27 protein-coding genes and 1 riboswitch are annotated in these 22,180 nt (G+C 44.1%); of the genes, 22 read left to right on the forward strand and 5 right to left on the reverse strand.

Annotated features, from left to right (window positions below):
- Positions 1-508 precede the first annotated feature (508 nt).
- The 10 genes from J4N37_RS18405 to J4N37_RS18450 all read left to right on the forward strand — a co-directional run bounded on the left by J4N37_RS18405 (position 509) and on the right by J4N37_RS18450 (position 8,471).
- A complete protein-coding gene (locus tag J4N37_RS18405) occupies positions 509-1,279 on the forward strand; it encodes a YMGG-like glycine zipper-containing protein (RefSeq protein ID WP_252043050.1) in 771 nt (256 codons plus the stop codon).
- 106 nt (positions 1,280-1,385) lie between these two features.
- The gene (locus tag J4N37_RS18410) at positions 1,386-2,039 is read left to right on the forward strand and encodes an HD domain-containing protein (RefSeq protein WP_252043051.1); all 654 of its coding nucleotides are present in this window, start codon (positions 1,386-1,388) and stop codon (positions 2,037-2,039) included.
- A 1-nt stretch (position 2,040) separates the two neighbouring features.
- A complete protein-coding gene (locus J4N37_RS18415) occupies positions 2,041-2,778 on the forward strand; it encodes a helix-turn-helix domain-containing protein (protein ID WP_252043052.1) in 738 nt (245 codons plus the stop codon).
- Between the two features lie 10 nt (positions 2,779-2,788).
- Entirely contained in the window at positions 2,789-3,148 is a 360-nt protein-coding gene (locus J4N37_RS18420) for a hypothetical protein (protein ID WP_252043053.1), read from the forward strand.
- A gap of 183 nt (positions 3,149-3,331) precedes the next feature.
- Entirely contained in the window at positions 3,332-5,188 is a 1,857-nt protein-coding gene (locus J4N37_RS18425) for an MFS transporter (protein ID WP_252043055.1), read from the forward strand.
- 59 nt (positions 5,189-5,247) lie between these two features.
- Positions 5,248-5,865 (forward strand): esterase/lipase family protein, encoded by a 618-nt coding sequence (locus J4N37_RS18430; RefSeq protein WP_038884629.1) that lies wholly within the window; start codon positions 5,248-5,250, stop codon positions 5,863-5,865.
- 122 nt (positions 5,866-5,987) lie between these two features.
- Positions 5,988-6,128, forward strand: a riboswitch (FMN riboswitch).
- 175 nt (positions 6,129-6,303) lie between these two features.
- Positions 6,304-6,960 carry a 3,4-dihydroxy-2-butanone-4-phosphate synthase gene (gene ribB, locus J4N37_RS18435; protein WP_252043056.1) on the forward strand — a complete coding sequence of 219 codons (657 nt, stop codon included), beginning with the start codon at positions 6,304-6,306 and terminating at the stop codon, positions 6,958-6,960.
- A 108-nt stretch (positions 6,961-7,068) separates the two neighbouring features.
- Positions 7,069-7,614, forward strand: coding sequence for a glutathione peroxidase (locus tag J4N37_RS18440; RefSeq protein ID WP_182025537.1), 546 nt, complete (start codon positions 7,069-7,071; stop codon positions 7,612-7,614).
- 11 nt (positions 7,615-7,625) lie between these two features.
- Positions 7,626-8,072 carry a DUF3429 domain-containing protein gene (locus tag J4N37_RS18445; RefSeq protein WP_010451210.1) on the forward strand — a complete coding sequence of 149 codons (447 nt, stop codon included), beginning with the start codon at positions 7,626-7,628 and terminating at the stop codon, positions 8,070-8,072.
- Positions 8,073-8,225: 153 nt separating this feature from the next.
- Positions 8,226-8,471: a hypothetical protein gene (locus J4N37_RS18450; RefSeq protein ID WP_010451208.1), complete on the forward strand. Its 246-nt coding sequence runs from the start codon at positions 8,226-8,228 to the stop codon at positions 8,469-8,471.
- 39 nt (positions 8,472-8,510) lie between these two features.
- Here the strand turns inward: J4N37_RS18450 and J4N37_RS18455 are convergent, their stop codons facing one another.
- Entirely contained in the window at positions 8,511-9,110 is a 600-nt protein-coding gene (locus tag J4N37_RS18455; protein ID WP_252043057.1) for a thiol:disulfide interchange protein DsbA/DsbL, read from the reverse strand.
- Between the two features lie 85 nt (positions 9,111-9,195).
- A complete protein-coding gene (locus tag J4N37_RS18460) occupies positions 9,196-9,573 on the reverse strand; it encodes a hypothetical protein (RefSeq protein ID WP_010451202.1) in 378 nt (125 codons plus the stop codon).
- Between the two features lie 193 nt (positions 9,574-9,766).
- On the opposite strand from J4N37_RS18460, the gene J4N37_RS18465 reads away from it, so the two are divergent.
- Both J4N37_RS18465 and J4N37_RS18470 read left to right on the forward strand, forming a co-directional pair.
- The gene (locus tag J4N37_RS18465) at positions 9,767-10,072 is read left to right on the forward strand and encodes an isoamylase early set domain-containing protein (protein ID WP_010451201.1); all 306 of its coding nucleotides are present in this window, start codon (positions 9,767-9,769) and stop codon (positions 10,070-10,072) included.
- A gap of 213 nt (positions 10,073-10,285) precedes the next feature.
- Positions 10,286-11,005 (forward strand): SDR family oxidoreductase, encoded by a 720-nt coding sequence (locus J4N37_RS18470; protein WP_045391231.1) that lies wholly within the window; start codon positions 10,286-10,288, stop codon positions 11,003-11,005.
- Between the two features lie 65 nt (positions 11,006-11,070).
- Here J4N37_RS18470 and J4N37_RS18475 read toward each other — a convergent pair whose 3' ends face one another.
- Positions 11,071-11,526 carry a prepilin-type N-terminal cleavage/methylation domain-containing protein gene (locus tag J4N37_RS18475; protein ID WP_252043058.1) on the reverse strand — a complete coding sequence of 152 codons (456 nt, stop codon included), beginning with the start codon at positions 11,524-11,526 and terminating at the stop codon, positions 11,071-11,073.
- Positions 11,527-11,774: 248 nt separating this feature from the next.
- Here J4N37_RS18475 and J4N37_RS18480 point away from each other — a divergent pair, with 248 nt between their 5' ends.
- The 6 genes from J4N37_RS18480 to J4N37_RS18505 all read left to right on the forward strand — a co-directional run bounded on the left by J4N37_RS18480 (position 11,775) and on the right by J4N37_RS18505 (position 17,686).
- The gene (locus J4N37_RS18480; RefSeq protein ID WP_071234228.1) at positions 11,775-12,488 is read left to right on the forward strand and encodes a response regulator; all 714 of its coding nucleotides are present in this window, start codon (positions 11,775-11,777) and stop codon (positions 12,486-12,488) included.
- Entirely contained in the window at positions 12,488-13,774 is a 1,287-nt protein-coding gene (locus J4N37_RS18485) for an ATP-binding protein (RefSeq protein WP_010451191.1), read from the forward strand. The genes J4N37_RS18480 and J4N37_RS18485 overlap by 1 nt, the downstream gene beginning before the upstream one ends.
- Positions 13,775-13,907: 133 nt before the next feature.
- The gene (locus J4N37_RS18490) at positions 13,908-14,300 is read left to right on the forward strand and encodes a glycine zipper family protein (protein ID WP_045391219.1); all 393 of its coding nucleotides are present in this window, start codon (positions 13,908-13,910) and stop codon (positions 14,298-14,300) included.
- Positions 14,301-14,461: 161 nt separating this feature from the next.
- The gene (locus J4N37_RS18495; RefSeq protein ID WP_010451187.1) at positions 14,462-14,818 is read left to right on the forward strand and encodes a diacylglycerol kinase; all 357 of its coding nucleotides are present in this window, start codon (positions 14,462-14,464) and stop codon (positions 14,816-14,818) included.
- 22 nt (positions 14,819-14,840) lie between these two features.
- The gene (locus J4N37_RS18500; RefSeq protein ID WP_252043059.1) at positions 14,841-16,493 is read left to right on the forward strand and encodes a phosphoethanolamine transferase; all 1,653 of its coding nucleotides are present in this window, start codon (positions 14,841-14,843) and stop codon (positions 16,491-16,493) included.
- A gap of 260 nt (positions 16,494-16,753) precedes the next feature.
- A complete protein-coding gene (locus J4N37_RS18505; protein WP_071234223.1) occupies positions 16,754-17,686 on the forward strand; it encodes a Gfo/Idh/MocA family protein in 933 nt (310 codons plus the stop codon).
- Here J4N37_RS18505 and J4N37_RS18510 read toward each other — a convergent pair whose 3' ends face one another.
- A complete protein-coding gene (locus J4N37_RS18510; RefSeq protein WP_252043061.1) occupies positions 17,687-18,610 on the reverse strand; it encodes a GlxA family transcriptional regulator in 924 nt (307 codons plus the stop codon).
- Between the two features lie 120 nt (positions 18,611-18,730).
- Between J4N37_RS18510 and J4N37_RS18515 the strand changes: the two genes are divergently transcribed.
- From J4N37_RS18515 to J4N37_RS18530, 4 genes are all read left to right on the forward strand, one after another.
- A complete protein-coding gene (locus tag J4N37_RS18515) occupies positions 18,731-19,249 on the forward strand; it encodes a cysteine hydrolase family protein (RefSeq protein ID WP_045391207.1) in 519 nt (172 codons plus the stop codon).
- Positions 19,250-19,405: 156 nt separating this feature from the next.
- Complete coding sequence (locus tag J4N37_RS18520) at positions 19,406-19,558, forward strand: hypothetical protein (RefSeq protein ID WP_005535284.1); 153 nt, start codon at positions 19,406-19,408, stop codon at positions 19,556-19,558.
- A 12-nt stretch (positions 19,559-19,570) separates the two neighbouring features.
- Positions 19,571-20,785: an MFS transporter gene (locus J4N37_RS18525; protein ID WP_061008338.1), complete on the forward strand. Its 1,215-nt coding sequence runs from the start codon at positions 19,571-19,573 to the stop codon at positions 20,783-20,785.
- Between the two features lie 193 nt (positions 20,786-20,978).
- Entirely contained in the window at positions 20,979-21,410 is a 432-nt protein-coding gene (locus J4N37_RS18530; protein ID WP_009704819.1) for a YccF domain-containing protein, read from the forward strand.
- Positions 21,411-21,523: 113 nt separating this feature from the next.
- Here J4N37_RS18530 and J4N37_RS18535 read toward each other — a convergent pair whose 3' ends face one another.
- Positions 21,524-22,174, reverse strand: a complete 651-nt coding sequence (locus tag J4N37_RS18535) for a hypothetical protein (RefSeq protein ID WP_252043062.1) — start codon at positions 22,172-22,174, stop codon at positions 21,524-21,526.
- Between the last annotated feature and the right edge of the window lie 6 nt (positions 22,175-22,180).

Below are 22,180 nucleotides of genomic sequence, written 5' to 3' on the forward strand. Positions count from 1 at the left end.
GTTGCGTTAGCTGTCTACGGCAACTAATGACATTCCTTAGCAACGAAGGCGAATTGCCTATATAAACAACCTCGCCATCTTCATCAATAATTGCTGGCACAACCTTTAAGCCTTTCATATCCGCGCCGCATTCCACCAACTTACGCTCTAGTTCATAAAGATCCTGCACACTCAGGCCCCAATTTTATAATATTTTGTTCGGCCGCATCCTATCTCCGCATGCATAAACAAAGCTTGATACAGATCATAAAAAATAAAGGTATGTCTTTTCAAAAATAGGACTATGCAAACCTAGTTAAAACTTCCCGTCATGACTGTTTTGAATGAGTTTAACTCCTTTCCCTTGGCTCGAAGAAAAGACAGTTCAGTTTAAGGCAGAGGAGTCTCAAATAAGCAAGTGTGGCTCGGCATCACGTACTGATAACCAGTGGTTATCAGCGAGATAAGTAGACGGACAATGAAACAGTGTTCAATAATAGCTTCGAACCAAACATCTCGGAGCAAACACATGAACATTTTTAACAAAACTACTTTGGTTGCGGCGCTATCTCTTCCCCTACTTGCAGGATGCGTGACTCCGGGAGAAGACGATCCAAACGCATTAACAAAACAGGGTGCAGCCGGTGGTGCACTTCTAGGCCTTACTATGGGTGCCCTTACGGGCGATGCTGATTTAGCACTAAAAGGAGCTATTGCTGGCGGTGTAACTGGAGGAGTAGCAGGTGCGAGTGCTGATATTCAGAACAACCGTGAGAACATCCGTCACGACAGCCGGAACGACGCGATTGGTGGCATCAATAGCGGTCAGAGCACAGCAGCAACCAAAGCGCCTCAACAATGGCAAGAGATCGACAACTTTGTTGGTGATTGGAGCGTAAATATCCAAAACCACAACCGCGATTTTAAAGGTTTAGAAGGTTTGCAAGCACACGGCTCTCTGGCAAAAACAACACAAGCGAATGTTAAAGTGACCAACTCACAAGGCGTTGATCTTAATGCAGCATTCACCTTCGACCCACAAGCGGGCTACCAGTTAACACTGACGAACCAAGCAAAAAACGTCTCGGTCGCTTTTGCTGGCGAGCAACAGTCGCAAAACAATCGCTACAACTTCTACCCGATGAACATTAATGACGTTATTTACCAAGGTATCCCTACCGGTGATGTGCGCGTAGAACTCGGTTTTGCGGGACCAAACGTCTGGACCATCGACAGCTACGCCTACATCGATGGGGCAGAGCAAAGAGTACAGACATTCCGTTTCACCCGTACTCAATGAAACAACGAGACTTTCTTGTAACGTCTCAATAACAACGTCTCATTTGGCAATTTAATAAAGGCTTAGGCATACTCTGTCTAAGCCTTTATTTTTTTAGAAGAAATCCATGTCTCAACTTACCCCATCAGACCTAAGCAAATTTGAGCCTCAGTTCCTACAGTTTATGCAGCAAGAAATGCAAACCGATGCTGCTCATGATCTAAGCCACGTCCAACGCGTAGTGAAAACTGCCCACCAGCTTGCCCAAAAGGAAGGTGCTGACTTAGCTGTCGTATTACCTGCGGCGTATTTACACGATTGCTTCACCTACCCAAAAGATCACCCAAATCGCAAGCAAAGCTCCACGATTGCGGCAACCAAAGCCATTTCGTTCCTCGAAAGCATCGGCTACCCCGCTCAGTATCATGACGCCATTGCTCATGCGATCGAATCTCACAGCTTTAGTGCTAACATTACGCCTAATACTTTGGAAGCTAAGATCGTCCAAGATGCTGACCGCTTGGACGCGCTTGGTGCGATTGGCGTTACACGTTGTATTCAAGTCAGTACTTTATTTGATGCCGCCTTGTATAACGAGCAGGACATGTTTGCAGAACATCGAAAACTAGAAGATAAACGATTCACCATCGATCACTTCCAAACCAAACTGTTTAAAATTGTAGAAACCATGAACACCAAAACGGCGTACGAAGTAGCTTTGAAGCGTAAAGCGTTTATGCAATCTTACCTAGAGCAGTTACGCCAAGAAGTAGAAGGTTAATATGTCGCAAAGTCACGACCTAATTAAAGAGCTCAAACGCCAACTCAAACTGTCCGGTTTACACTATGTCGACATCGCGCAACATTTGGAGTTGAGTGAAGGCTCTGTTAAACGTTTATTGGCAGAAGGCAGTCAAATTAGTCTCGACCGATTGGAGCGTATCTGTCAGCTGATAGGTTTAGAGATGGCAGAGCTGTTTAAGCTGGCAGCAGCACACAATAAGGGGCTGGAATCACTGACATTAGAGCAAGAAAAGCAACTCGTCGACGATAAAGGCTTATTGCTTGTTGCTGTGTGTGTAGTCAATGGCTATCGTTTCGATCAAATTGTCGAGCAATACACCTTTGATGAATTGGAGTTGATACAAAAGCTCGCGCAACTCGACCGTCTCGATATCATTGACCTGCTGCCAGGCAATAAGATTCGTCTACGCATTTCCCCAACTTTCCGTTGGCATACTGGCGGCCCTATCCAGCGCTTCTTTCAGCAACAAGTGCAAGACGCCTTCTTCCAAAGTTACTTCTCTGCTGAAGATGAAAAACTGGTGATGGCTACAGGCTTAATGAGCTTGCCAACCAATAAGAAGATGCAGGCTAAGCTACAAAAGGTCATTGATGAGTTTTACCAGGTTTGCCAAAGCGACGAGTCACTAGACATGAACGAGAAGCACGGTACCTCTCTGGTGATTGCGATGCGTCGTTGGACGTTCCCATTATTTAGCTCTTGGGAACGCAAATAGAGGATATTCGATGCTCGATAAACTCAAAACATTTTCCATCAAGCTAAGTCCTATCCAACCTCTGTTCTTGTTAATTGCCCTTGGTGGGTTTGCGGTATTTCTCACCACACTCTTCAAGCTCTCCGACATGGTCAAAGAGTCTTATCTTATTCCGAGTGGTGTGGCAGCGCTATGGGCACTCTCTGCATGGTTGATAATCTCTACCTTTCAGCATGTTCCGGAGATCACTCCAAGCCTCGGCATTTTCAAACGGACAAAAGCTCGCATTGTCCGCCTGTTCTTTTATCTCATCACTTTGGGTTTTATTGGACTATCTGGATTTATTCTGTTTGTCACATTGAGAATGTTCAGTATCTGGCTCCGATATTAATTGCATCTGCGTAACATATAAAAGCACCAGACCGTGCAGCTTCACCATTTTGTGAAACTAAAAGTAGCATCAAGTGTTACTTTTGGTTTCTCATAACGTAACTCTTACCGCCACGCTGGCTTCCTTTGACTCAACCTTTAAAGTGCTCTCATCTCAACGCGATTTTGCACTTATGGAGCCAGCATGTTTCTCACTAAACGATTCTTCCCCTATTTCGTTACTCAGTGTTTAGGCGCACTGAATGACAACATCTATAAAAACGTTCTTTTACTGATGGTGACATATAGCCAAATTGACTCACTGCCGATGTCAGTCGACCTTTTTGTTAATCTTGCTGCAGGCTTGTTTATCCTTCCCTTCTTTCTATTTTCTGCCCACGCAGGTGCGATTGCTGACAACATGGACAAAGCCAAGCTGATCCGTCGCTTAAAACTTATCGAATTAGTGATCATGAGCTGTGCAGCAACTGCCATCATGACACAAAGCGCCATTCTAATGCTGGTTCTACTGTTCATGACAGGAACTCAGTCGGCTTACTTTGGCCCGGTTAAATATGCATTGCTTCCTCAAGCACTGAAATCTGAGGAGTTAGTCAAGGGCAACGCTTGGGTTGAAATGGGCACATTCCTTTCTATCCTTATTGGAACATTGAGCGCAGGTCTTCTGCTCGCAGTTCCAAACGGCATGATTATCGCCTCTTGCATTGTCATTTCACTTTCTCTTATGGGCTTTTTAAGCAGCGCTAACATCCCTTCTCTGCCGAGTAAGAAAAGCGATAAGGTTAAGTTCGAACCAATTTCAGGCTTAAAGAGAACGCTCAATCTAGCACAAAAGCAACTTGGTATTTGGATGTCAATTTTAGCCATCAGCTGGTTCTGGTTTATGGGCGCGACATACCTAACTCAGTTTCCTAATTTTGCTCGCGAGCACCTATTCGCAGACAGCACTGTGGTGTCTCTGCTGTTGGCACTGTTTTCTGTTGGTGTGGCAACGGGGTCATGGTTGTGTGAGAAGTTATCATTTAACCAAGTTGAGCTAGGCATTCTTCCATTTGGTATCTTGGGTTTAACGATTTTCAGTGCCGACCTACTCTGGGCAGTGCCCGCTATCGAGTCTTTCCCTACTCATTACTACGATGTACAAAGCTTTGTAGCTCAGTCTTCTCATATTCGAGTAATGATCGACTTGTTCTTAGTTGGCGTAAGCGGTGGTGTGTTTATTGTACCTCTTTACGCTTTCATCCAATCACGCTCAGATGAAGGTGAGTGTGCTCAATCAATTGCAGCCAACAACATCATGAACGCACTGTTTATGGTCGCTTCTGCTGCTGTTTCCATACTGGTTTTGAGTGTTTTAGATTTCTCTATTGTTGAACTGTTTGCCATTTTAGCGATAGGTAACTTCATGGTGGCAATCTACGTTTACCGCCAAGTTCCTGAGTTTACCCAACGCTTTGTTAGTTACTTGCTAAGCCACTGTTTGTACAGAGTTTCCGTGACAGGTCGTCAGCATATCCCGGAGCAAGGCGCTGCTTTGATGGTGGCGAACCATGTAAGCTATGTAGACGCTCTGATTTTAATGGGCACATCAACCCGCCCTGTTCGATTCGTTATGGACAAATCAATTAGTGAGCTGCCTGTTCTTAAGTATGTTTTCCGCCATGCGGGCGTGATCCCAATCTGCTCTCCACGCAAATGCGCAGAGACTTATAAAAAAGCTTTCGAACAGATTGAGCAGGCGCTTAATAACGATGAAGTAGTTTGTATCTTCCCTGAAGGTCGTTTGACCTCAAATGGCGAACTAGGCGAGTTCAGACCCGGTGTTGAGAAGATTTTAAAGCGTACACCTGTACCCGTGATTCCAATGGCACTAAAAGGCTTATGGGGTTCTTTCTTCAGCCATAAAGGCGGACATGCGTTAACGAAGCGCCCTACTCGTTTTTGGTCTCGCATCGAAGTCAATATCGGTGAGTTATTACAACCAATGAAACTGGATCGCCATTTGTTACAAAAAGAAGTGCAAGATTTGCTAATTCGCTGACAGTAGTTGAGTACAGAGTTTAGTAGAATGAAATCAACGTCATAAATCTGGGAGGTATTATGAAAATCATCATCTTACATGGTCTTTATATGCATGGGCTGGTCATGCAGCCTCTTAGCCAAAAACTGCGAAAGCTGGGTTATGAAACCCAAGTACTGAGTTACAACACTGTCTCTATTAACGAAGAAACACTGTTTGATTCGATAGATAAAGGCCTGAACCTTAATACGACCAATGTGCTGGTTGGTCATAGTCTAGGTGGTTTGATGATTAAGCGTTATCTTGCGAGTAGAGAACCAGCTTCTAGCCTTATCTCTCACGTCATAGCGATTGGTTCACCGCTTAAAGGGGCGTCCATCGTTTCTCGTATTCAAGACCTCGGCTTAGGCGCAATACTTGGCAATTCACCCTACCATGGTTTGAACCAACACGACGATGTCTGGAGCTTTCCACAGAAGCTCGGCAGCATCGCGGGCACGATGGCAATTGGCGCACGCCCTATTCTGATGCACAGAGACAACACCATGTCTGACGGCACCGTTACCGTCGATGAGACTCGCTTAGAAGGCATGCAAGACCATATTGAGACTAAACAAACTCATACAAGTCTTATCTACAACACCTATGTTCCAGCGCAGATCGATCACTTTATTAAAACTGATCGCTTCAACCGATAGTGCACTTTTCAATCAAGTAGTTGCAATCTGCTTTTCAAGCTAGATAGTTCACAGTACTATCTCTACTCCGACCACTCATTTGAGTGTCGGAGTTTTTTACTTCTGACCATATAGGTTGGATTCAATGTTCTCAGGGCGGGGCGAAATTCCCCACCGGCGGTATACTCTTTTGAGTGAGCCCGCGAGCGCTCGATTCGTCGAGGTCAGCAGATCTGGTGAGATGCCAGAGCCGACGGTTATAGTCCGGATGAAAGAGAATAAGAATACATCAGCGTGTGTCTTCAACATTTTTTTGTTGATGAACTCTGATGCGCTTCTTTTTAGATCGCGTTTTCTACTGCGCGAGTTTATGCCATTCTCAGGCAGATAACTCATTGTGCAATTAAATGCAGCGATCTCTCATACCGCCCTGATTCTGGTGATATTTAGGAGTTAACCATGAATCAGTCATCACTACTTGCCGAATTTGGCGACCCAATTTCTCGCGTTGAAAACGCACTTATCGCGCTAAAAGAAGGTCGCGGCGTACTTCTTCTTGACGATGAAGATCGTGAAAATGAAGGCGACATTATTTATTCCGTTGAGCACTTAACTAACGAACAAATAGCACTAATGATCCGTGAATGTAGCGGCATTGTTTGTCTTTGCCTAACCGATGCTCAAGCAGATAAACTTGAACTGCCACCAATGGTTGTGAACAACAACTGTGCAAACCAAACCGCTTTCACGGTTTCTATTGAAGCGAAGCAGGGTGTGACAACTGGCGTTTCTGCTGCTGATCGCGTAACAACCATCAAAACAGCTGCAAACCCAAATGCAAAACCAGACGACTTGGCTCGTCCTGGTCACGTATTCCCGCTGCGTGCTCGTCCAGGTGGTGTAATGACTCGCCGTGGTCACACGGAAGGTACTATCGATCTGATGCAAATGGCAGGTTTGCAGCCTGCTGGCGTGCTGTGTGAGGTAACAAACCCAGATGGCACCATGGCAAAAGCACCAGAGATCGTCGCATTTGGTCGCCTACACAATATGCCGGTACTAACCATCGAAGATATGGTCGCTTACCGCAATCAGTTTGATTTGAAGCTGGCGTAATCAACACGTACTTACTCTAGTAAAAGCCGCTGAATTCAGCGGCTTTTTTGATCGATTTGATTCCTTAACTAGTAGTTATACTTAGGAAAAACAAAAGGAATCAACATTATGAAAGGAATCACTCGCAGCACACTTCTCATCGCTACGCTCTTCGCTGGCTCTTTCGCTTTTGCATCGAGTTGTCCTGATATCTTGCAAGGCAAGCAAAGACTACTTAACTCTACGGAAGAGATAGAGCTGTGCGATACCTTCAAAGGTAAAACTCTGCTGGTAGTGAACACCGCAAGTCAGTGCGGCTTTACCCCTCAATTCGAGCAATTGGAACAACTACATCAAACATACAAAGATCAGAACTTTGCTGTTGTTGGCTTTCCAAGCAACGACTTTCGCCAAGATCGTGGCAGTGAAGAAAAAACCGCCAAAATTTGCTATTTAGACTACGGTGTCACCTTCCCAATGATGGCTCGAAGCTCTGTGCTTGGCCAGGACGCAAATCCTGTCTTTGCAGAGATAAGTGCGCAAGCGGGTATTACTCCCAAATGGAACTTTTACAAGTTCTTAATCAGCAAAGAAGGTAAAGTCATTGCCACCTTCCCAAGTTCAACTTCTCCAACAAGTACTACGCTTACTAATATAATTGAACAGCAACTATAAGGAAGGCGGCCATGACAACAACGCGTACTACAATGCTGCAATTAGGATATTTGGGACTGCTGCCATTTTTGTTTAGCTTAGTTCTTATCTCTACAGAGAGAACTCTATTCAACTTATCTGGTCAGCAGTTTTTTATTGCTTATAGCGCAGTGATTTTGAGCTTCCTGTCAGGCGTGCTCTGGGGAAATGCCATTGACCATTTCTATCATCGTTTAAGTCGCAATGCCTTAGTGCTGAGTAACTTATTCGTACTGCTCGCGTGGGGCGCATTATTGCAAGGTAACAAACACTATGTCATAGCGACTTTATTGTTGGCCGCTGGTTACATCGCCGTGTGGTATGCAGAAAAATTGATACGAAGAGTAGAAAAAGAGGCAGAGCCGAAAGGCTACCAAATGATGAGAGGCAAACTCACTACTGGTGTTGTACTCATGCACGGGCTGGTTTTGATCGCATAAACTGGTCTGTCCACCTGCCAGATCACAAAATTCAATTCGTTATATAAAACAATGTTCATTTCGTGAAGTGATAGCTGTTTTGAACACCGCTTTGTTTTAATTATGAATGGATGGGCATATAAGTACTCAAAAGCATTCACAAAGGGAATGAATATGTTTTTCCGTAAGTTTCTATTTGGTGCAGCTCTTATTAATATGACTTCTGGCTGTGTTTCCTATCAAGCACAACAGGCTGCAGTAAATACCGTAGGCGTAACGAGTAAGGTACTGACAAACGTGGTAAAAACCACGGTGACTCAACCATGCAGTGCCGTTGTAACAGCTGCGAGTTTGTTCTATCCCCACGCAATTTTCATGACTAGCGTGCCAACAACTGTGTGCTCTAGTGCTGTACGTTAAAATTAAGGCGACCATTTAGGTCGCCTTTTTATTTGTTCGTTACAGAGTCAACAAATACTTTACTAGATCGTTATACTCATCGTAACTGCGGATTTCATTTGGCAGCACAATGTATTTGTTGTTCACTAACACACCAGGGACACCTGTTAGTGTGCTTTGTTTGAACTGCTTATCAAATGTTTTTTGCATCGAGTTCACGGCAAAGCTGTTGTATGCCGCATCAAACTTCTTACCATCTACGCCATTCTCAACAAAGATCTGCTTTAGTTCCGCTTCATCCTTAGGCGCTTGACGCTTTTGGTGAATCTGAGCAAACATTGCTGGCACCATAGTTTTCTCGATGCCTAATGACACCATTGTCGCGTATGACTTCGCCATTGGTACCGCCATATCGCTTCCCATAAAAGCAACATGCACTTTCTCAAAGCTTGCGTCTTTTGGTAGTGATGGTTTTAGGTTATCGATGACCGCTTCAAATTTGAAACAGTGCGGGCAATAGAAAGAAAAGAACTCGGTTACCGTTGGTTTCGTCGCTTTCTCTACGTCCAAAACTTTGTAGTGTTTACCTTCTTCAAATTGCGCAGCGTGAGCTGTGAATACCAATAATAGAGTGCTGCAAAGTGCAAAAAGCTTTTTCATGTTTGATTCCTTCAGGCACAAATGTGCCGTATTCATTAATTAACAATTAGAAAACCCAGCAAGGCTGGTTTGATAAATAAGAGGTTCAAACAATCGGAGGGCGGTACGGCCTGTAAACCACGGTTACTGCTTTTGGTGTGGATGATTTATCGATCAGTGCAAGACTATGCGGTAGTAAGATGACATCATCTTGCAAGAGATTAGTTGGTATTTTGACGATACAAGAAGAGCTACAACTCGTGTGCACCTGCTGTCCTTTCTCCATCAAGTGACCACCGTGGTGTGATTCAATACAGTCCGTATTGTCAACGCCCATTTGTTGATGAAGTTCAGCCGTTCTATCTTTGCTTGAGCTCACTTCTATTGGCGCTGTTGCTGCACGCACACCCGATGCTAAGCCCGTTAGCAGCATGGCTAATAGACAGAACATTGTCGTGATGAATGTGCGATTGAAACTCAGCATATAACTTCTTCAAAATATGGTGAATCTTCATCATACAGAATCCACTTATTCACACAAGCGTGAAGCTGACTAACTAGTTCACAAACCAGATAATTCCGACATCCTATACCGACTGCAATCCTAATAAAACTTGAAATCACTATGAAACCCGAGTAATAGTTAGATCAGTTTTTGTACAAACAAGGAAAGATTAATGCTTAAAAAAAGATTCTTTAAAACAAAAGACGAAGTCGAAGTCACGTTCGAGCTAGACAAGAATCAGTGGGAATCGATTCAAATTGCGGGCGATTTTAATAACTGGCAACCAGAACCAATGAAGCTCGTAAAGAAAAGTGGACAATTTAAATTTAAAACGCGCTTGCCGAAGGAACAAAATATCCAGTTCCGTTACCTATTTAACGAAGCTGAGTGGGAAAACGACCCACATGCTGACGCATACGTGCCAAATGGTTTTGGTAGCGACAATAGTGTTGTTTGCACCCAAGAGCAGTCGGCTTAATAACGCAAAAAAATGACAAAGGCGCACTCAGTGCGCCTTTTTATTACCTGATTTTCCTAGACTTATCACTTATTGTTGCTATATGACAACAGTGTTTTACCTAAAGCAATATATATCAACAAAAGGCATTTCCTTAATATAACCACATCGCAGCGAGACAGGTGCATTCAAGCCAAAAGCTGCTCTCAAATAAAAATACTGAGGAAACAAAAGATGAAAAAACTGATTGTAATCACAGGTGCAAGTTCTGGTATTGGTGAAGCTATCGCACGTCGTTTAAGCGATGAAGGCCACCCACTGCTTCTTCTTGCTCGCCGTGTAGAACGTTTGGAAGCGCTAAACCTGCCGAATACACTATGTGAAAAAGTAGACGTAACAGACAAAGCTTCATTTGAAGCAGCAATCGCTAAAGCGGAAGAACAATTTGGCCCAGCAGATGCTCTAGTAAACAACGCTGGTGTGATGCTACTTGGTCAAATCGATACTCAAGATGCATCTGAATGGAAACGCATGTTTGATGTTAACGTACTTGGTCTTCTAAACGGCATGCAGTCTGTGTTAGCACCAATGAAGGCTCGCAACAGCGGTACTATCATTAACATCAGCTCAATCGCAGGTAAGAAAACTTTCCCAGATCACGCTGCGTACTGTGGTACTAAGTTTGCGGTTCACGCTATTTCTGAAAACGTTCGTGAAGAAGTTGCAGCATCAAACGTTCGTGTAACAACGATTGCACCGGGCGCGGTAGAAACTGAACTGCTTTCTCACACAACATCACAAGAAATCAAAGATGGTTACGGAGCGTGGAAAGAAGACATGGGTGGCGTTCTTGCTGCTGATGACATCGCTCGTGCAGTCGTGTTTGCTTACCAACAACCACAAAACGTTTGTATCCGTGAAATTGCACTAGCACCGACTAAGCAACAGCCTTAATCCCTGCGATTTTAAGACGACGAAAAACAAAAAGCGGCTCACACAGCCGCTTTTTGTTTATAAAATCAACACTCTTCAGTAAATGAGTCGATCGTCACGCTACCGCCCGAGACCGCATCTTTGTAATAAACATAGCACTTCTTGTACCACACCTTATCTTTAGTAAAGCCAATAAATGCTTCCCTACCCGCCGCATCGCTGCCTTTATTTGTAATGTAAACATGCTCAGCATCGATGTTAAAGCTTCGCAATATATTGTCTCTATGTGCAGTGGGGTATCCGTTACAGGTATAAATGTCATCGATGTAGGTATAACACTGATTTTCAATGCCTTGGGCCAGCGCCTTGGTGAACACAATATCCGAGCCAGTTTTCATCACTGCTTCGATCTCTCTTAGTTTCACCGCTCGTCCATCACTAAAGAAGCCTAAAATTCGAGGTGCAGCGGTAATAGATACAAGCGCTAATGCCACAACGACAATAACGAGCTCTAACAAAGTAAAGCCTTTACTCCTTATCACAATTTACCTCTCTACAAATCCAAGCAAGCCACCAAAGTAGTGAAGAAAATTATCCCACAACCCCATGCTCGCCATGTAAGCATTTGTAAGATGAACAGCGTAAAGCTAGAGAAGTGATAGCTCTTGATCTCATACCTTCAATTCAATCACTCTCGTCTATAAATTCCCTCTGACTCTTTACGTTTATTGAAATCCCTGACAAATTTGTTTAAGTTTCAGAAATAACTCTTACCTACAGCATCACAACTATGAACACACAAGATTCAAAGCCGTCTCTCATCATCGTGGAAGATGACCCAAAACTACAAGCCATGCTCAGTGAGTACTTTAGTCAGCAAGGATTTGAAGTAAGCTGTATAGACAACGGTACAGATGCGCCAGAGGCCATTATCGAGAACCAGCCAGATCTCGTGCTGCTCGACTTAATGCTTCCAGGACAAGATGGTTTGAGTGTTTGCCGACAGGTTCGAGATTGCTACAAAGGTAAAATATTGATGCTTACTGCAAGCGATGATGACTTTGACCATGTAGCCGCGTTGGAGATCGGCGCAGACGATTTTGTTACCAAACCAATAAAGCCACGTGTATTGCTTGCTCGTATTCGTATGCTGTTGCGCCGCAAAGAAGTTTCTGCAATCGAATCCGATATCTGTGTTGAAGTCGGTGTTTTGTGTTTGAATCGCTTGCGCAAGGCATGTGCTCTTAACAAAGAGCCAATAGCACTTACCGATGGTGAATTTGATCTTCTTTGGGTACTCGCAACCCGTCCTGAACAAACTCTTTCTCGCGAGTGGCTAACTAAAACACTACGTGGCATTGAATACGACGGTACCGATCGTACTATCGATAACCGAATCGTAACTTTGCGCAAAAAATTGGGGGATAGCACAACCCCACCACAAAAAATCATTACCGTTCGAGGAAAAGGCTACCTATTCATGCCTGATGCGTGGAACGTATAATGAAACGAATTTACTTAGAGAGCTTCATTGGTCTTATTGTTCTATTTTTTGCTAGTTTAGTGGGTTATGAGGTCATCGTTTATCAACTCAATACCGATTACGATTACTTGCTAGAAGAGCATCAGGCACAAGCTTTCCATGAGTTTATTTATCCTGTCTATCAAGAAAAGGGAGAGGCGTACACAGTACAGCAACTGGAGAAACTTGCTAAATCAAGCCACATGCTGTTGATTGCCGAAGAAAAAACTCATCTTCCTCAAGAAATTCAGCAAGCGTTTGATCACAATCCATCGGTTAATACCGCGTTCGATGATGAGCGAGACTTGTGGTTTCGATTTGAACCCGGCTCCCCTGTATTCAAATTCAGTGAAAACCCAAGCAGCCCGATAATTCAAGCAATAAACTTCGATGATAATATCGTCTGGCTGTTCTTTCTTGCTGGTTTTGCCCTCTATTGTGTGCTTCTAATTTGGTTTTTAAGTCGCCGTGTTCGTGCTCTAGAAAAAGTCACCGTTGAATTCGCATCAGGAGATTTCAATGCTCGGGCTGATACTTCCAGCGCGAAGTCGGTAGGAACGCTTAACCAAAGCTTTAACGACATGGCAGAGAAAGTATCTCGCCTAATTACAAGCAACAAAATGTTGACCAACGCCGTTGCGCACGAACTCCGAACGCCAATCTTTCGACTCCAATGGCAAGCAGACCTTCTTTCAGACTCCTCGCTCAACGAACAGCAGAAAAAATACGTCAACAGCATCGTTGAAGATATCGATGACATGGAAGACATGGTCGAAGAGCTCCTCTACTACGCAAAGATGGAAAGGCCTAATGCAGAGATTCAAACTTCGTCAGTAATGCTCGCCAGTTTTATTCAATCACTGTTACCAAAGTGGCAAAGGGATACAAGCGTATCTATTGAAATCGATGATACCGAAGCCCAAGACATCGTTATCTCAGCTGACCCAAAACTTCTATCGCGCGCGTTAGACAACCTACTTCGAAACGCAATGCGTTACGCTAATAGCCTTATCGTGTTGAATATTATTGAGACATCAGATCACCATTGTATACAAATCCATGACGATGGTTGCGGAATCGAAGAGAAAGATTGGCCTCACCTGTTTGATGCTTTTTATAGTGCTGACAAATCACGTAATAAGAACACCAGTGGTTTTGGACTGGGGCTTGCGATAGTAAAACAGATCATCGAATTACAGCGAGGGGAAGTCTCCGTGTCTCATAGCCCCCTAGGCGGTGCATGCTTTACCATTTGCTTTCCAAAATAGACTCATAAATTTATCAATAAAGCGCTACTCTTCATTACAGAAGGCGACACTTCTATACAATCACAAGACAGAGCCAGAAAATAAAACAGTGTACATTTAAACCATTAATTCATCGTAATAATGGTTCGTAAAAATGTATAGACCACTTCTTCTCATCACCCTTTCATCAAGCCTTGTGGCTTGTGCATACAATCAACAACCTGTTGTTGATATGACCAATGTCGATCAAGCTCAATACGAACAAGACTTTAATTACTGCCAAGGCTACGCAGAAAAAGTAGACAAAGGCGAAGCTGCAAAGACGGAAGCTCAAAATGGTGCCGTAACAGGTGCATTAATTGGTGCAGTTGCTGGCGTACTTGAAGACGGAGTGGGCGGCGCAGTTGTCGGAGCTGCAGCCGGTGGCGCTGTGGGTGCTGGTGCTGGTGCATTGGGCGGAGCAAACGACTCAACAAAAACCCAATCTCTAGTACTGCGTAAATGCCTAGCTAATAAAGGCTACACCGTTTACGACCTAGAGTCTTAATTTATAAATAAGCATCAATTGCAGCCAACTCTGGATTGCAGCCGAGAATTTCACAAATATTTCACGCTCAATCATTTATCCTCTAAATTGCAATTTGATGCCTTTTATTCTGAGGGATGTTTTCCCTCACTCTCTTTTTGAACGCAATAGTAGGCAATAATTTGAAACCAGGTAAAACAGGTATACGCCGAGTTGTGGACGCAACCGGTTACTCACTTCAAGGATTGAAAGCCGCGTGGATTCACGAAGCCGCTTTCAGACAAGAACTCGTGTTAACGCTAGTACTTTCTATCTGCACACTTTTGCTTCCCGTGACGAACTTAGAACGCATTATGATGATATCCAGCCTTTTACTGGTTGTGATTGTCGAACTCATAAACTCCGCCATAGAAGCGGTAGTCGATCGTGTCAGCGATGATTGGCATGAACTTAGTGGTCGAGCCAAAGACATTGGCTCTGCAGCAGTCTTTGTTGCGCTTTTTCTAGCCCTCTTTGTTTGGGCTTCGATCTTGCTGTAGTACCAGATTAGTACCATAAATTATGAAGAATATTACATTCCCATACAAAGGTATCTCTTACGTTACCTTTACATTATTTCTCGCATTGTACTTTGCTCTTGTCGTGAACATCCCCATTTACAAAGAGCTTTCTCATATCCTCTCGAATTTGGATGAAGTAAAAATTGGTTTCATCATTACTATTCCCATTTTCTTCTTCGCCGCGTTGAACTTTTTGTTCAATTTATTCAGTTGGCCTTGGCTGAGTAAACCGTTTTTCATCGTACTGTTGGTGGTTTCTAGCATGGTTAGCTATGCGAGTTATAACTACGGTACTTTGTTCGATACAGACATGATCACAAACATCGTCGAGACAGACACCAGTGAAGCGAGCTCATACCTCAGCGTATATTCTGTCATCTGGACTTTGCTAATGGGCATGATTCCGGCTGCTTTAGTATTCAAAGTAAAGCTACAACCGCTAAATGGGCAGTGGCTTCGTTTTGTCTTAACTAAAGTCGTATCGATGCTAGCATCTTTAGCGGTGATCGCAGTGATCGCCGGGCTGTATTATCAAGACTATGCTTCAGTAGGCCGTAACAATAGCTATTTAAAAAAAGTCATTATCCCGACCCAATACGTTTACAGTATTTCGAGCTACGTAAAAGCAAAATACCTTACAACTCCAGAGCCTTACCGTGAAATTGGACTGGATGCTAAACAATCATCAACGGCTCTACAACAAGCAAACGGGAAACCAACTTTACTCGTCTTCGTTGTTGGTGAAACCGCTCGTACACAGAACTATCAACTGAATGGTTATGAGCGCGAAACTAACCCATATACCAGCAAGCTGGATGTGGTGTCATTCAAAGACGTTGCCTCATGTGGTACTGCAACCGCGGTTTCTGTACCTTGCATGTTCTCTCAGTTAACTCGAAGCGATTTTGACCGCAGCCGCGCAGATAACCAAGATAATGCGTTGGATATTATGCAACGTGCTGGTGTCGATTTGCTATGGAAAGAAAATGATGGTGGTGACAAAGGTGTTGCCCACAACATCACTAAAATTGAGGTCGATAGAAGCCAGAAAAACGAGTTATGCAATGGAAGCACTTGCTATGATATGGCGCTACTAAACAATTTAGATACTCAAATATCTAGCATGAAAGGTAACCGAGTTATTGCGATGCATCTCATTGGAAGTCACGGACCAACATACTTCCAGCGCTACCCGAAAGACAGAGCATTTTTCCAACCTGATTGCCCTCGTGCAGATATCGAAAACTGTAGTGTTGAACAAATCGTCAACACCTATGACAACACTATTCGTTACACTGACTTCGTATTAGATCAAACCATTGCAAAGTTAAAAACATTGGAAGACAAATACAACACAGCCATGATTTATGTTTCTGATCACGGCGAATCTCTGGGTGAAAATGGCTTGTTCTTGCACGGTATGCCTTATGGACTGGCACCTGATTTTCAAAAGCGCGTTCCTATGATGCTTTGGATGTCTCCAGGCTTTAAGCAAGCCAAACACATCAATAGCGATTGCTTGCAACAAGAAGCGCAGCAAACCGCAACGCACTCACACGATAATGTCTTCCACTCGCTGTTAGGCATTATGGATATCGAAACCAATGCGTACGATGGTAAATTGGATATTTTTAAAACCTGTCGAAACTCTTAATTCAAGATAAGACAGTAAAAGCCTGACCCATTCAATGAGTCAGGCTTTTTTGTGACACTTTACACCAAGAATTCTTAGCGGGTTCAGCTACACCTAAGTAACCTAGATATGTTTGGTCCCGCAAAAACACCTTGGAAACAGCCCCCTATTCCACGACATCGTATTCCTCAAACTTGAATCAGTGGCTCATTCTAAGTCCCGCATTTTGGGGTCACTTGGGTATATAATGTTTAGCCCGCTAACAAACGAAGAAGAACCAAATGAAAATTGGCATCATTGGCTTGGGCGACATTGCTCAAAAAGCTTACCTTCCTGTTATCACTCAAATTCCAAATGTTGAGCTGGTATTTTGTACCCGTAATGCAAACGCACTCAACGCACTTGCTCAACAGTATCGAATATCAGAAACCTGCCAAGACTATCAGCAACTGGTTGGCATGGGCGTAGATGCGGTCATGATTCACGCCGCTACCAGCGTTCACCCTCAAATTGCCGCGTTCTTTTTGGAACAAGGCATCCCTACTTTTGTCGACAAGCCTTTAGCGGACTGCGCTGCTGAAGTAGAGAAACTCTACGGTATTGCTGAGCGCGTGAAACAGCCTCTGTATGTTGGTTTCAATCGCCGTCATATTCCGCTCTACAATCAACATATGCCGAGCATCCAGAAAGGTGAACTCTCGGGCTTGAAATCACTGCGTTGGGAGAAAAACCGTCATCAATTACCAGGGGATATCCGAACCTTCATTTTTGATGATTTTATCCACCCTCTTGATAGCGTGAACATCACGGCCAGAGCAGATCTGAAAGACGCTTACATTACTCATCAAATGGATGGTGACCAACTGGCTCGTTTGGATATTCAATGGCAGCATGGTGAGACACTGCTTCAAGCATCCATGAATCGCCATTTCGGGATCACCACAGAGCGTGTCCAAGCATGCTATTCAAACAAAGCAATGGAGTTTGACTCGTTTGTTGAAGGGAAACTGTGGCAAGACAATCAAGAGCAGAAGTTGAGCTTGAAGGATTGGACGCCAATGCTAACTAGTAAAGGTTTCCAATCTATGTTGCTGGATTGGTTTGAAGTCATCCAGTCAGGCAAAATCGCCTCTGAAATCGTAGCGCGTAATATCGCTAGCCACCAACTTGCCGAAGCAATTTGTCAGCATATTGAACAATCAGTGCGTCGATAATTAAGCACTAAAACGAGCGCGGAACGCTTTGGGAGCCAATCCCATGGTTTTAATGAACACTTTGCGAAACGCGCTCGCGTCTTGATACCCAACTTGATAAGCGATGACTTCAAAAGCTAAGTTGCTCGACTCTAATAAATCACACGTCTTTTGCACACGAAGATGCTGTAGATACTGATTCAAATTCAAACCTGTCGCTTTTTGGAAACGTCTCTGAAGCGTGCGCTCAGTTAAACAACTGATCTCCGATAGAGCTTGGTTTGAAATCACATGTGAGAAATGATCGGCCATGTAGTGCTGAGCACTAAGAACGGCACTATCACCGTGTTGAAAATTAGGCGTGAATTGCTGATAAAAACGTTGCTCTCTGGCACCAGTATCAACCACCAGCATCTTTCCCAACAAACGCATCACTGCAGGTGTGCTTAGCTGAGATACCAGCTCCAACCCCAAATCGAGCCAAGACATCATGCCACCAGCTGTGATGACACTGCCCTCGTTGATAAGGATGGATTCAGGCTTAAGCGTCACTTTAGGAAACCTATCTCGGAATAACCCTGCCAAGCCCCAGTGTGTAGTGCACGCTTTGTTATTCAACAAATCAGCTTGCGCGAGAACAAACGCTCCTGCACATGCCGATGCAACCACCGCACCTGCTTTGTGCTGCTCAAACAACCAAGACGTTAACGCCTCACTTGGCGAAAGGTAATATTGCTCCGCACCGCTTGGCGGCAGTATGACGACCGTGAACTCATCAGCTCGAATACTATCTTCTTTCCAATCAATGATATCTGCATGAAATCGACATTCAACATCCAGCTCAATCGAAGCACGGCTTGCCATCTCAAACAGCTCCTGCAAACCATAGACTGACGCTTTTGAAGCCCCCGGATAGTTCACAATAGCAATGTTTATCTTGTTCATTCCAAATGTCGCTTTTGACCTATTTTTTGTCATTTTAGACACTGAGTAAGGTAAAAGAAAGCGTACATAATAGCTCCCATACCAAAGCAACATATTCACTGAAAACAAAAGGAAAACACCATGAGCCAAGCAGCACTTCTTGTTATCGATCTACAAAACGACTACTTCCCTAACGGTAAATTTCCGCTATGGAATACAGAAGCAACACTAAACAACATCAAGAGCGCAATTGCTAAAGCGAATGAGAAAAATATTCCTATCATTCATATTCAGCACATCGCGGACCCAGCAATGGGCATTGCACCTTTCTTTAGTGAAGGCTCCGAAGGCGCTGAGATTCACCCTGAGATCTTGGCACTAGCGCCAAATGCAGATGTAGTTATCAAACACTTTGCGGACAGCTTTGAACAAACAAACCTTGAAGAAGTACTACAGAAACATGGGGTAACAGAGCTATTAGTAAGTGGCATGATGACGCAAAACTGTGTCAATCATACTGCTATTTCTAAAGCGGCAGAAAAATACGATGTATCAATTCTTATGGACTGCTGTACAACTGTCGATGAAATGATCCACAACATCGCACTGCACGCTGTATCAACTCGCGTCCCACTAGTAACGGCAGAACAAAAACTGTAAACGAAATATTATAGAGGTATGCATAGAACGCATACCTCTATTCACTTTTTGTAATTTGTCTCGCTAGACAATTATCTCTACACTTCGCGCTCTTTTTTCTACTTGAGCGCACAATGCATGCTTTTTTCTCAAACCATTTTCGCTCAGGTGCTGAGAATGTCCGTCATGTTGGGCCTGTCGTTAATCATCGTCCATAACTCACCTAAGTTATTGGAAATATTAGCAGAGCAAGCCATCAACAGCGGTTGCCATCAGACCACTGGCGACGGCGAACACCAGGATCACTCTCATCACCACCATCACCATTAATAAGAGCAAATTATGAGTATTTTCCGATTTCCAATTCTTGTTTGGCTTGGAATAGGGATTTTGATTATCTGTCTAGGGATCAGACAATCGTTCGGCATTTTCATGATGCCAATTTCAGACCACTTCCAAACTGGCCGTGAGTTCTTTAGCTTTGCTATTGCCTTACAAAACCTGTTGTTTGGTGTGTTCCAACCGTTTGTTGGTATGGCGTCAGACCGTTGGGGCGCGAAGCGTATTATCATTTTAGGTGCCATTTCTTACGCTTTGGGTCTTTACCTGACTTCTATCGCAGTTGAGCCAACCATGATGTATTTGTCGCTGGGTGTTCTAGTTGGCTTCGGCTTAAGCGCGACCAGTTACGTGATCGTGCTAGGCGCAGTGGCAAAAGTTGTCCCTGCCCAACACGCAGCAAAAGCATTTGGTTTGACAACTGCTGCGGGCTCATTCGGCATGTTTGCGATGATCCCCGGCGCACAAGCGTTATTAAGTGACTTTGGTTGGCAAGGTGCACTTCAGGTGTTTGCCGTATTGTGTAGCTTTATGGTGATGTTTGCGTTGTTCATGAGAACGGCAAAACCACAAACCAACAACGCAGCAAATGCTCAAGAAGATACACAAACTTTGAAAGAAGCGTTAAAAGAAGCTTTCGCACACAAAGGTTACTGGTTGATCCACGCTGGCTTCTTCGTGTGTGGCTTCCATGTCATGTTTATCGCCACTCATTTACCAAGTTATTTGGCGGATAAAGATTTACCGGCTTCAACAGCAGCAATGGCACTGGCGTATGTTGGCATCTTCAACATCTTTGGCTCTTACTTTTGGGGCGTGATGGCTGATCGCTTTAACAAGCGTCACGTTATGTCTGCACTGTACTTAATGCGCACGGTGGTGATCGGTGCTTTTGTGACTTTACCTGTCACCGAACACACCGCTGCCATTTTTGGCGGTGCTATCGGCTTCTGTTGGTTAGGCACGGTGCCACTGACTTCCGGCTTGGTCCGCCAGATTTTTGGTGCTCGTTACCTTTCTACATTGTACGGCTTGGTGTTCTTCACTCACCAAGTAGGCAGCTTCTTGGGAGCTTGGGTTGGTGGCCGCATTTACGATTACTACGGCTCTTACGATCCAATCTGGTGGTCAACAGTCGTATTGGCATTTATCGCGGCTCTTATTCACCTGCCGATCAATGACAAACCGGTACCACGTTTGAACTTGGCGACCGCGTAATCTAAGAAGGCTCTTAACGTTATCGTTGAGAGCCTTTTCTCTTTTCTCCCCGCAACACGCTCTCTTTTTTCCCTCAATCGAATAGGCATTCTCATCAATGATTGCTTATTTAAGATAAAGTGCGTCCATTCATCCTCTGTTAAGATTCGTGTGACATACTTAACACAACGCTATAAATCAAAAAGGGTTTTAAATGAGAACACTCGGCAACATCATCTGGTTTGTATTCGGTGGCGTATTCATGGGTTTGCTATGGTGGTTCTTCGGACTACTGGCTTTCATCAGCATCATCGGCATTCCATGGGGACGTGCTTGTTTCGTGATGGGTAACTTCTCGTTCTTCCCATTCGGCAAAGAAGCGGTTTCACGAGATGAACTGACCAATGAAATGGACATCGGTACTAGCCCGCTTGGCGTGATTGGTAACGTAATTTGGTTTGTATTTGCAGGTATTTGGTTGGCAATCGGTCATATACTTTCTGCCGTAGCATGCTTTGTAACCATCATTGGTATTCCGTTCGCACTTCAACACCTGAAACTGGCGGTTATCTCTCTGGCTCCGATTGGTAAAACAGTCGTGACAACAGAAGAAGCGGCAATGGCTCGCTACAACATCAACCGTTAATTTTGTCGCCCTCTGAGCATCCTGCTTAGAGGGTTATTCCTGTCAAAAGTAAGCCCATAATTGCCACTGCATACTCAAGAATAATTGATTGAAAGTTCATACTCCCACCTTAGTTAAAAGTTAAAATTAATACCTAGTTCTACGCTGTTCTCTTCACTTATCTTGGTCGACCCCGGTGAAACTCGATGCTCACCAAATGTGTACTTCACATAAGGCTCTATCCATTTCGGTTTTAAAGTAATACGCACTTCGTGATTGGTTCGATGACCACCCTCTGTGAGTTTTTTATCGTAGTTATAAGAATAACCAAGCCGGATAAAATCAATCGGTGTATAGCTTGCACCAACGGTGTTTTTCCACTCCCTTTCTGTCTTTTCCAATGATGGGAATGACTTACCAATTGAGCTGGTTCTCCACTCATGAGAACTATTGGCGAAAACCATCCAATCATCCCCTAACGCGGTGCCGGTAAACACGCCCGCATCATAAACGTCGAACAGATCTGCGCGGCCATAGCTCACAAATGCTTCTGTGTAGAATTGCCCGAGCATCACGCCATATCCCGTCCCCAACTCTAAATACCCCGTAGAATCGACCTCAGCAGAAATGTTCCACTCTTCGGTTGCTTGTAAGTACCCTGAAGCAGTCACAATCCATTCATCATCTGTATTGGACACATCTAAACCAAACTCTGGCATTTTGTAGTCAGCAGAAAAACACGGCACGGAAAACAGCGCGCAAAGCAGCGTCAGAGATTTATTCATTGGAAT

The sequence above is a fragment of the Vibrio sp. SCSIO 43153 genome (genome assembly GCF_023716625.1).
In the GTDB taxonomy this organism is placed as follows: Bacteria; Pseudomonadota; Gammaproteobacteria; order Enterobacterales; family Vibrionaceae; genus Vibrio; species Vibrio rotiferianus.